Genomic DNA, 11,113 nt, shown 5'->3' on the forward strand with positions numbered 1-11,113 from the left:
TCAGGCGCCCTTGGCTCGCTTCGCGGTGTCGGACTTGAGCACCAGGTGCGCGGCCGGTTCGGAGTATTCGACGCGCACGACGCGGGCGCCTTCGAACACGAAGCTGGTCAGCGACGCCAGGGCGCATTCGCGGTAGCGCGGGTCGTGCCAGAGCCGTTTGCGTTCGGCGAAGCGGCGCACGGTCCAGATCGGCAGCTGGTGGCTGACCAGGAGCGCTTCGCCGTCCTCGGCGGCTTCGCGGGCGGCCGAGATGGCGCGCATCATCCGGTGGGCGATGGTGAGGTACGGCTCGCCCCAGGAGGGCGTGAAGGGGTCGCGCAGTCGCCACCAGTGCCTCGGCTGGCGCAGGGCGCCGTCGCCGACGCCGACGCGGAGTCCTTCGAAGGAGTTGCCGGCTTCGATGAGGTCGTCGTAGGTGACCGTGTCGATCCGGTGGGAGGCCGCGATCGGTTCGGCGGTCTCCTGGGCGCGCTGGAGGGGTGAGGCGCCGACGTGGACGATGTCGCGTCCGGCGAGCGACTCGGCGGCGGCGAGGGCCATTTCGCGTCCGAGGTCGGAGAGCCCGAAGCCCGGGAGGCGGCCGTAGAGGATGCCGTCCGGGTTGTAGACCTCGCCGTGCCGCAGGAGGTGGACGACGGTCTTCGAGCTGCTCATGACCGCACCCTAGCGGCCGCTTCGGCGGCTCGCGGCAGGGCCCGTTCGATTTGTGACAGGGCTTCCTCGTCGATCGCGGTGGAGACGAACCAGCATTCGAAGGCGCTCGGCGGGAGGTACACGCCCTGGTCGAGCATGGCGTGGAAGAAGGCCGCGTAGGCGTCGGTGTCCTGGGCGGCGGCCTGGTCGAAGTTCGTCACCGGCCCTTCGGCCATGAAGACGCTGAACAGGTTTGCCGGAGCCGACACGTGGTGCGGGACGCCCGCCTTGGTGAGGGCTTCGCCGGCCATACGCTGGATCTCGGCCGCGGTGGCGTCGAGCGCGCGGTAGACGGTCTCGTCGCACAGGCGCAGCGTGGCCAGGCCTGCGGCGACGGCCAGGGGGTTGCCCGAGAGGGTCCCGGCCTGGTAGACGGGCCCGGCGGGGCTGATGAGGTCGAGCAGATCCCCTCGGCCGCCGAACGCGGCGGCCGGGAGCCCGCCGCCCATGACCTTCCCGTACGTGTAGAGGTCGGCGGGGGCGGCCAGGCCGCCGGGGCCGACGCGGAAGCCGGTCATGACCTCGTCGGAGATCAGGAGCGCTCCGTGGGCGTGGGCGAGGTCGTAGAGCTTCTCGTTGAACCCGTCGAGCGGCGCGACGGCGCCCATGTTGCCGGGCACGGCTTCGGTGATGATCGCGGCGATGCGGTCGGGGTGGGCTTCGAAGGCGGCTTCGACCGCGTCGATGTCGTTGTAGGGCGCCACGATCGTGTCGGCGGTGGCGGCGGCGGGGACGCCGGGCGAGTCGGGGTGGCCGAGCGTGGCGACGCCGGAGCCGGCCGCGGCGAGGAAGGCGTCGGCGTGGCCGTGGTAGCAGCCGGCGAATTTGACGATCGCGTCGCGGCCGGTGGCCGCGCGGGCGAGGCGCACGGCGCTCATGGTGGCCTCGGTGCCGGAGGAGACGAGGCGGAGCTTCTCGCACGGGGTGCGGTCGACGATCTCTTCGGCCAGTTCGATCTCGCCGACGGTGGGGGCGCCGTAGGAGGTGCCGGAGGCGGCGGCGGCGTTCAGGGCCGCGACCACGTCGGGGTGGGCGTGGCCGAGGATGAGCGGTCCCCAGGAGCCGACGAGGTCGATGTAGCTGTTGCCGTCGACGTCGCGCATGCGGGCGCCGGCGGCCTCGGCGATGAAGATCGGGTCGCCGCCGACGCCTCTGAAGGCGCGGACCGGAGAGTTCACCCCGCCTGGGATGACGCGGGCGGCGCGTTCCATCAGACCGGCTGAGGCGGTGTCGTTGTGCGGTTGCCTGTCGTCCACCGCCTCAGCCTCTCACATGCCTCAGCGGCTCCGGACCAAGCCGGTGTCGATCTTGACGGCGTTCACCAGCGGGCCGAGCCGGGCGGGGACCTGCGCCGGTTCGGCGCCGCGGCCGTCCAGCAGCCAGCGCACCGGGGTCGGCACCCGGTACAGGGCCTGCTCGATGGCGGGCCGCTCGATCACCACCAGGGCGACGTCGACCAGTTCGACGAGCGCTTCGAGGCTGCCGTCGCGCCCCCGGCACAGGTCGAGGACGTCGTCGACGGTGGCGCCGTCGCTGCGGGCGGCCAGTTCCTGCAGGACCGCGCGGGCCGGGCCGGAGATGAGCCCGACGGCGCGGTCGACGGCGGCGCGGAAGCGGCCGCCGCCGTCGAGGGTGGCGACCGGGTCGTCGCGCAGGCGGCGCAGGGCGGCGCCCGGCGAGCCGAGCGCGGTGACGTCGGCCAGGGCCTCCAGCGCGGGCACGAAGCCTTCTACCGAGGCGGCCAGGCCCCGGCAGTCGGCCTCGGTCCAGGGCGCGCCGCGGTCCTCGCAGAAGCCGGCGAGCATGGCCGCGGCGACGTCGGTCGGCGGCGGCTGGAGGGCGCGTTTGGCCTCGCCTCGCAGTTCCAGGGGGCGCACTCCGGCGGCCAGGACGGTGAGCCGGTGGCATTCGAGCAGCAGCCGCTCGACCGCCGGGGCGCAGGCGCGGTCGACGTCGTCGAGCACCAGCAGCGCCTCGCGGTCGCGCAGGTGGTCGATGGCGCTCTCCAGCGGTTCGCGCAGCGGATCGCCGCAGTGGCCGACGGCGCGGAGGACGGCGGCGCCGAGGTCGTCGCCGGGGCGGCAGTACCAGACGCCGCCCGGCTGCGTCGGGACCCGCCGGGCCGCCCAGGCCTTGATCAGCGTTGTCTTGCCGCAGCCGTCGAGCCCGGTGACGGTGACCAGGCGGTGGCCCGCGAAGGCGCGGTCGAGTTCGCGGTACTCCTCGGGCCGGTCGACCGGGGCTTTGAGGTCGGCCGGGAGGTTGTGGCGGTGCTCGCGGATCGGCGGCGGCGGGAACCGGTCCGGGAGCCCCGGCGCGTTCAGCTGGACCAGTTCGGTGGTGCCCGGCAGGCCCCGCAGCTCGAATCGGCCGAGGCACTCGGCCGTCCGCGGTCCGAGCCCGGCCGCGGCCGCCATCTGCGCGGAGGCCAGTATCTGGTCGCCGTGGGCGGCCGCGCAGATGCGGGCGGTGCGGTGGACCTCGGGGGTGGCGTAGCCCCCGGCCGAGGGCCAGGCCTCGCCGGTGTGCAGTCCCATGCGGACTCTGGGACGGACCGGTCCGACGCCGAGTCCGAGGTCGGGCCAGTCGGCGCCGCGCAGTGCGGTCTGGATGTCGATCGCGGCCCCCGCGGCGTCGGCGGCGTCGGCGAAGACGACGAAGAACGAGTCGCCTTCGGTCTCGATCTCGGTCCCGCGGTGCGCTCGGAGGACCTCTCTGATCAGGGCCCGGTGCCGATGCAGGACGATGCGGTACGGCTCGGCGCCCAGTCCCGAGGCGAGCCGGGTGGATCCTTCGATGTCGGTGAACATGAACGTCACGTCCCCGGCGGGGAGCAGATCTTCGGTCAAGGTCGAATAGGCTGTCTGTGTAGCATGCAATGCCGTTGTCGTATCCACGTTGTCGATCAACTTTCGTTCAGCCCCCGTATACCGGGCCGTGGCGCGCTGGTGCACGGGCACCTACCCAGCGGCCTCACAGTGTCTCCCCCATCTCAGTCGGTTACCGGATGTGATGGGCTTTCAGACGCAGGTCCGGCTGGTTCGCGACCCGGCGCGGCAGGGAGGTCGATTCGCCCGCGTGTTCGCTTCGTCGGCTCGTGACCGACCTCGATCCTCTTTGAGAACGATCTTGAACGCCGCTGGTCGCGGCCTCGAAACAGAATTGTTCGCGGTCGAGCGTTGCCCCGAGGATCGGACATAAGGAATACTCGCTTTCAGCGTCGCCCGTGCCGCCGCGTCCCACCACGCGACGGCCGACCACACACAGCCTTCCGCATCCGTCGCCGATGCGCTCGCAGGCCGCGCAAATCGGCGGCACTCTTCGACGGCGCGTCCCGGCGGCCCTCCAGGAAAGGGGATACTCACCTCCGTGTGGTTCTCACTCCCGCTCCGCCGGATCGCCCTTCTGCCGTGGAAGTGCCTGCTGGCCCTCGGCCGCGGCATCCGGGCCTGCCACCGCGCCCTGCGCTCCCCCGCCGGACGCCTCACCGTCCAATGCGCCGCGACGGTCCTGGTGCTCGCCGGCGGCCTCGCCGCCGGGCACTACGTGGTGCCCTCGGCCGGGCCCGCCTGGTCGTTCGGCACCGAACCCAGCCCCGAAGCCGAGGAGCCGCCGCTCGTCCTCACCCCCGAGGACGCCCCCGCCGCCGGCCTCCCGGCGGAGACCGACGACGACTCCGACTGGACCGACCCGGTCGGAGCCCCCAGCGACGAGACCACCCAAGGCATCGCCAGCGACCTCGGCACCTGGGCCGACGGCCTCGCCTTCCTCGGCATCCCCGAGCGGGCCCTGGTCGCCTACGGACGCGCCGAGCTCATCTCCTCGGTCGAGAACCCCGGCTGCAACCTCTCCTGGACCACGCTCGCCGGCATCGGCGCCACCGAATCGAGCCACGGCACCGTCGGCGGCAACCGCATCACCGCCGACGGCACCACCATGACCGACATCGTCGGACCCGAACACGACGAACAGGGCCCCATGCAGTTCCTGACCACGACGTGGGACGTCTGGGGGGCCGACGGCAACGGCGACGGCGTCAAGGACCCGCACAACATCGACGACGCCACCCGCGCCGCGGCCAACTACCTGTGCGACGGCGGCCGGGACCTGACCGACCCGGCCGACTGGTACGCGGCCGTCTACAGCTACAACCCCATCGACGAGTACGTGCAGAAGGTCTACGACCGGGCCGACGACTACGGCAGGAAGAGCACGACATGACCACCGCCGCCCCCGAGGCGCTCCACAGGGTAACTTGGGGGTTTCGCGCGGTGACGATATCGGGTAAGGATAGAAGATGCCCCTGAAGCAGCTCGCCCCCGGCGAGATGACGGCCGACGACATCCGCGACTGGTGCTCGGTGCTCAACGACATGACCGCGGCCGACATGCCCACCGAGCCACGGTGGCGCACCGAGCGGCTCCACGACTACCTGCTCGCCACCCTCCCCGACGACCAGCGGTTCGTCTTCCTCTACCGCGACGACGACGGCGACCTCATCGGGCACGCCAGCCTCATCATGTTCGGCGGCGACCAGGCCGGCACCGGCGTCATCGAGATGTCCTCGCGGCCCATCGCGCGCGGCCGCGGCGTCGGCAAGGCCCTGCTCCGCGCCGTCGCCGAATGCGCCCGGGCCCACGGCTGCCGGTCACTGTCGGTCGAGGTCATCGCCACCACACCGGCGGTCGGCTTCTACGACCGGATGGGCTTCAACCGCACCGTCGTCGAACAGCGCCACCTGCTGCGGTGGACCGAGATCGACTGGGAGAAGATCGAGCACGCCGCCGGCCGCCTCGCGGCCGGCTACCGGCTCGAATACCACGCCGGAGGCGTCCCCGAGCGGCTCCTCGACTCATACGCCGCCGTCAAGGCCAACCTGCGCACCACCACCGACCCGGTCGCGGTCGTGCCCGAATGGCGCGGCTCGGCCCAGGCCGAGAAGCTGCGGGACTCCTTCGCCACCCTCGAACGGCGCGGTATGCGCTCGCACATCGCCGTGGCCCTCTCCGAGCCCTACGGCAACGTCGTCGGCCTCACCGAGCTCGTCGTCGCCGCCCAGCGGCCCACCCGCGCCGACCAGTACGACACCGTCGTCGACCCCGAGCACCGCTCCTACGGCCTCGGCATGTCCATGAAGGCCCGACTGCTCACCGAACTGCGACGCGCCGAACCGCAGCTCGTCGACGTCCAGACCTGGACGATGGAGACCGCCGACGACGTCCGCTGGATCAACTCCGAACTCGGCTTCGTCCACGACGTCGACTGGTACGACTACGAAGCCGACGTCGACCGGCTCCTGGAGCGACTGAGCCGCTGACCCAGCCGACGGGGCTCGGCGAACCGCGCCGTTCGGCGAGCTCCTGGAACGACCGAGCCGCCGACCGTCCGGCGCGATTCGGCGAACCGCGCCATTTGTCGAGTTTCCCTAGACTGCTTTCATGTACCCCAACACCTTGCCCCCGAACGTCACCGACGTGGACCGCACCCCGTCCAGACGACTGGTCATCGTCGTCGGCGACAACGGACTGACGCTGCGGTTCGTCAACTACCTGATCGAGATGTTCGGCCACCGCGTCGTCGTGGTCGTCAAACCCGGTCCCGGCGGGCAACGCGCCGAACTGCGCGCCTTGGCGGCCGACAACCCGCACATGGACGTCATCGAACGCCGACAGGTCAACGCCGAGACCGTCAGGGACGCCGGACTCATCGACGCCTACGCCGTGGCGCTCATGGCCCAAGACGACGTCGGCAACCTCCACATGGCGCTCAAACTCCGCGAGATGTCCCACTACATGGCCGACGAGTCGCTCCCCAAACTCGTCATCCGGATGTACAACCGCCAACTGCGCGACCGCATCCGCCGACTGCTCGGCGACGAGGGAGTCTACGTTGAGTCCGATGCGGACATGGTCGCCCGCACCTACGCCGCCGCCGCGCTCCAGCAGATCCCGCCCGGCGACCTCGACATCTGGGGACGGCGCCTCTACCTCACCCGGGAACCCGACGACCACGCCCAGGCGCAGTGGGTCGTCGCCGCCGGCAACGGCCGCGGCGCCGAGATGATCGCCGCCGACCCGTCCCAATCGGTGCGCATGCTGTGCCTCGAACCCGAGCGCACCAGGCGCTGGTTCAGGACCAAACCCGGCGCGGCGCTCCGCTTCGCCCGCAAGACCGTCCAAGGACTGCGGCGCGCGGTCGACACGAAGCTGCGCATCGCGGCCCTGGCGCTCATCGCGATCGTCTCCGCCGGCATCTGGTCGCTGGCCCACTTCGACAGCCGGGCCAACCCCGTCGAGAACGGCTGGGACGCGCTCTACATCATCACCCTCATCGCCGGCGGCGGCATCGACCCCGAGACCGACGCCGCCCCCGAAATCAAGATCACCCACGCCATCGTGGTCATGGCCGGGGCCCTCATCATCCCCGTGGTGACCGGCGCGATCGTGCAGGCACTGGTGGCCAGGCGCTACGCGCTGGCCGAGGGCCGGATCGTCGAGCCGGTGCGCGACCACGTGGTCGTGGTCGGCCTCGGCAACCTCGGCACGCGGGTGGTCGAACGCCTGCGGGCGGCCAGAATCCAGGTCGTGGCCATCGAGAAGGACCGCGACGCCGTCGGGATCCAGGCCGCCAGAGCGGCCGGGGCGCAGGTGCTGCTGGGCGACGCGAGCCGCACTGAAACGTTGCAGGAGGCCGATGTCAAGCACTGCAGGTCGCTGGTGGCCATGGCCAAGCAGGACTCGGCGAACCTCGAGACGGCCCTGTCCGGGCTCGAGTGCAACCCGGACCTGCGGACGGTCATGCGGATCTACAACCCCGAGTTCGCGGCCCTGGTGCGGCGGAACCTGAACACCTACACCGCACCCAGGGACGCCTCGCGCCACTCCTCCTACAGCGCACCGGAAGTCGCGGCCGCCTCGTTCGCCGCGGCGCTGACCGACGACGAGATCAAGGAGGCGATCCCGGTGCGCGGCCAGATCGCCTACATCGGAGAGGTGGTCGTCGGCTCCGGAAGCCAACTCGACGACGCGGCCGCGCACGACGCCTCGGAGGTCGGCTCCCACCGGCTGCTGGCCGTCCGCCGCGCCAGCGGCGGCGTCCGCTGGAACCCCGACGCGGCCTTCAGGATTCAGGCCGGCGACACCCTGCTGGTCCTGGCGACCCGCGCGGGCCTGGCCGAGATGCTCCACCGCTGCCGCTCGTCGATCCTCCTGGCCCCCTGAGCACCAGCAAGAGCGTGCAGACGGGGCAGACGCGACGTACCTGACTGTCCCGCTCTTGATCACCCGGAAGGGCGCCGCCGCCGCAACTTCTTCCCGGCCGGCTCGTTGAACCACCGACACATCTCTCGGGAAAGGGGACGGCGATGGCTGCAGCAGTGCGGAAACCAGCGACGGGGCGGGTACCGGCCGGCAGGCGACTCCGCCGCAAGATCGCCGCCGCCGCGGCAGGAGCCCTGGCGATCGGCACCGCCGCGATCGTGGTGCCGGGCGCCTTGGCCGAGGAGGACCTCCTCGGACTCGAGGCGACGGTCGAACGGCTCCCGGTGGACCGGGACCTCCTCGGCCTCATCGAGGTCGGCGAAGTAGTCGAGCTGACCGAGTCGCTCACCGGCGGGCGGGACGACCGCGTCGAACTGTCCGATCCGGGCGCCGGCTACGTCAAGGTCCACTTCGAACGGCTCGAGCTCGCGGACGGCGACTTCGTGACCGTCTCAAGCCCCGACGGCGAGGAGTCCTACCGCTACGACGAGTCGGCCGCCGACCGGTGGGCCACCTCCATCACCGGCGACACCGCCGTCATCGAACTCCACCGAGCCGCGGACGGCGCCTCCGAGGCGCTCGGAGCGATCATCGACAAGGCCGCCTTCGGCTTCCCCGAGCCGGTCATCGACGGCATCGTCGACCGCAAGAACGACCGGGCCCGGCCCACCGAGAGCATCTGCAACGTCGACGACAAGCGGCCCTCGGCCTGCTACGAGGCCTCCTACCCCGACGTGGTCGACCGCACCGAGCCGGTGGCCCGGCTGCTCATCGACGGCACCGTCCTGTGCACGGCCTTCAGGGTCGGCGAACAGAACCGGCTGCTCACCAACAACCACTGCTTCGCACGGAGCTGGGAGGCGCGCCGCACCGAGGTCTGGTTCGGCTACAGCTGCCTGGAGTGCGACCGCCCCGAGGCCACCACGCCCGTGAAGGTCCACGGCCATCGAGTGCTGGCCTCCTCGCGGGACCTCGACTACACCCTGTTCAGCGTCGACGACTTCGAGGCCGTGGAGCCGTTCGGGCACCTCGAGCTCGCTACGGAGGCGGCGCGGCGCGGCACGGCGATATACATTCCGCAGCACCCGGCCGGACGTCCCTCCGAGATCGCCATGGACTCCTCAGTGGACGGCGGTAACTGCGTGGTCAAGGACCCGTCCTACAACGGCTACATCGCCGGCAGCGACATCGCGTACTACTGCGACACCGAATTCGGGTCATCGGGCTCCCCGGTGCTCTCCCGCGACTCGCACGAAGTCATCGCCCTGCACCACTTCGGCGGCTGCCCCAACTCCGGCGTGAGCGCCGAACTCATCGAGCGGGAGATCCGCGACCTGATCTGACGCCTCTGGTCCAAGGCAGGCGGTCAATCGGGACCTCACACCTGCTCAATCGGATTCGCCGCGGGCAGGGTGCATGACCGCTTCGGCGATTTCGCGGATGCGTTCGGGCGTGATACCGGTCCGCTGTTCGACGGCGAGGGGATGATCGGTCGGTTCGAGCTCGACAAAGGGACGCTCGCCGACGGGCCTGGTATGGACGTTCGTCTTCAGGTTGACGGTACTGGGCGAGTAGATGGGCAACTCGGCGGCCAACCAGCCGAAATACGGCTCTTCGGACTCGCGTCCCGGTGTTTCCCACAGGCCCACAGCGCGTTCGAAGTTTTCTCGGCTGAGAGAGACCCAGACGCCCCAGGAGAACACGTCGTCGTTGGCGACGACCGGGATCTCGATCTGTCCCTTGACGAAGAAGTGCTGTGCTTTGATGACGCACTGATCCGAGGAGAGCAGACAATCGGGAGCATCAGCAAAGCTCGGATCCCAGACGTAGGGGGCTGCGGTCGAATACCCCATCGGCAACTCCGTATGGAACTCACCGCAGCTTGAACAGGTGAACCCGACATCGCTGGACATGAGCGGAAGTCTAACGACCTCGTACACAATCAGCGGTGGCGCGCAGATGCGCGAACTCGCCCCATGGAGGGAATCGCATGCACGTCCCGAAGCAAGGCGGAGCTGTTCGTTGCGATCCATCGGGACTTGGATTGCCCGGGCGTCAGCCGAGTAGGCGACGCTGCGACCGAGCGCGAGGACTACCTATGAGCCAGAGCACGCACCGATGAGTTTGGTGCGCTAAACCGGTCTTAGCTTCCGAGACCGACTGACGGAAGGGAGGCCATGATGCGGAAACTGATCTACGGCATGAACCTGACACTGGATGGCTACATCGCCGCGCCCGGCGACGACCTCGGATGGAGTGGCCCGAGCGACGAGCTGTTTCAGTGGTGGCTCGATCAGGAGCGGGCGATCGGCCTGTTGCTGTATGGGCGCAAGCTATGGGAGGCCATGAGTTCCTACTGGCCGACCGGCGACCAGCAGCCCAATGCCACCCCGGCGCAGATCGAGTTCGCGGAACTGGCGGGACACGCCGAAGGTGGTGTTCTCCTCGGTGATCGAGAAGGTCGACTGGAACACCCGCCTGGTCGCCAGCGACGCGGTCGCGGAGATCACCCGGCTCAAAGCCGAGGACGGCGAGCCGATGAGGGTTGGTGGCGCAACGCTCGCCGGGGCGGCAATGCGAGCAGGGCTGATCGACGAGTACACGATCGTCACCCATCCGGTTCTGGTGGGCGGCGGCACGCCGTTCTTCACGGCGCTGGATAGCTGGGTGAACCTGAACCTGGTGGAGACGCGAACGTTTCCCGGCGGGGTGGTCCTGACCAGATACGAGACGAGGCGCTAAGCGAGTTTCCTCCACCCAGCCAAGGAAGTGACGAGGGTAGTGATGGCCCCAGGGGCTTGATCACGGAATTTCAGTCAGAACCCGAAGTACTCGGAACCGGTCCTGACGGACACGCGAGAAGCGGTGCTCGTCTCACCGGTGGTGTCGCTGTCGTCTTTTGGAGGCGATGACGAGGCCGGAGGACCTGAGGCGTCGGTCTCGGCTTGTAGGCGGCGGGGCGGGTAACGGCCCTTTCTCGGCGACCACGAGGTGAGAGGTCGGTCGGGGTCCTGGTGTGGCTTGCCGGTGGTGTGGATGGCCGCGGTCGTTTCGCAGCGACAACGAGGTAGGAGGGCGGTCGGGGTCGTGTCTTCGGGTAGCGGGCTGGTAGATGGCGCGGGTTCATTGGCGGCGATAAAGAGGCAGCGGGGTTGGCCGGG

Annotated in this window: 8 protein-coding genes and 1 pseudogene; 5 read left to right on the plus strand and 4 right to left on the minus strand. The window is 70.0% G+C overall.

Annotated features, from left to right (window positions below; translation table 11 throughout):
• From ACYVL2_RS12145 to ACYVL2_RS12155, 3 genes are read right to left on the minus strand one after another with little or no spacing between them, the layout of a single operon-like run.
• The gene (locus ACYVL2_RS12145) at positions 1-654 is read right to left on the minus strand and encodes a histidine phosphatase family protein (RefSeq protein ID WP_460543585.1); all 654 of its coding nucleotides are present in this window, start codon (positions 652-654) and stop codon (positions 1-3) included.
• Complete coding sequence (hemL, locus tag ACYVL2_RS12150; protein ID WP_460543586.1) at positions 651-1,949, minus strand: glutamate-1-semialdehyde 2,1-aminomutase; 1,299 nt, start codon at positions 1,947-1,949, stop codon at positions 651-653. Before hemL ends, ACYVL2_RS12145 begins: the two co-directional genes overlap by 4 nt.
• A gap of 21 nt (positions 1,950-1,970) precedes the next feature.
• Positions 1,971-3,542: an adenylate/guanylate cyclase domain-containing protein gene (locus ACYVL2_RS12155; RefSeq protein WP_460543588.1), complete on the minus strand. Its 1,572-nt coding sequence runs from the start codon at positions 3,540-3,542 to the stop codon at positions 1,971-1,973.
• Between the two features lie 520 nt (positions 3,543-4,062).
• Between ACYVL2_RS12155 and ACYVL2_RS12160 the strand changes: the two genes are divergently transcribed.
• The 4 genes from ACYVL2_RS12160 to ACYVL2_RS12175 all read left to right on the plus strand — a co-directional run bounded on the left by ACYVL2_RS12160 (position 4,063) and on the right by ACYVL2_RS12175 (position 9,295).
• Entirely contained in the window at positions 4,063-4,914 is an 852-nt protein-coding gene (locus ACYVL2_RS12160; RefSeq protein ID WP_460543590.1) for a lytic transglycosylase domain-containing protein, read from the plus strand.
• 76 nt (positions 4,915-4,990) lie between these two features.
• Complete coding sequence (locus tag ACYVL2_RS12165) at positions 4,991-6,010, plus strand: GNAT family N-acetyltransferase (protein WP_460543592.1); 1,020 nt, start codon at positions 4,991-4,993, stop codon at positions 6,008-6,010.
• 121 nt (positions 6,011-6,131) lie between these two features.
• A complete protein-coding gene (locus ACYVL2_RS12170; RefSeq protein WP_460543594.1) occupies positions 6,132-7,913 on the plus strand; it encodes a potassium channel family protein in 1,782 nt (593 codons plus the stop codon).
• 143 nt (positions 7,914-8,056) lie between these two features.
• Positions 8,057-9,295, plus strand: a complete 1,239-nt coding sequence (locus tag ACYVL2_RS12175; RefSeq protein WP_460543597.1) for a trypsin-like serine peptidase — start codon at positions 8,057-8,059, stop codon at positions 9,293-9,295.
• A 45-nt stretch (positions 9,296-9,340) separates the two neighbouring features.
• Here ACYVL2_RS12175 and ACYVL2_RS12180 read toward each other — a convergent pair whose 3' ends face one another.
• On the minus strand, positions 9,341-9,865 hold the full coding sequence (locus tag ACYVL2_RS12180; protein ID WP_460543599.1) for a DUF2199 domain-containing protein: 525 nt from the start codon (positions 9,863-9,865) through the stop codon (positions 9,341-9,343).
• A 267-nt stretch (positions 9,866-10,132) separates the two neighbouring features.
• Between ACYVL2_RS12180 and ACYVL2_RS12185 the strand changes: the two are divergent.
• Positions 10,133-10,694 (plus strand): annotated as a pseudogene (locus ACYVL2_RS12185) (dihydrofolate reductase family protein).
• The last annotated feature ends 419 nt before the right edge of the window (positions 10,695-11,113 follow it).

Source organism: Glycomyces halotolerans, from assembly GCF_054779575.1.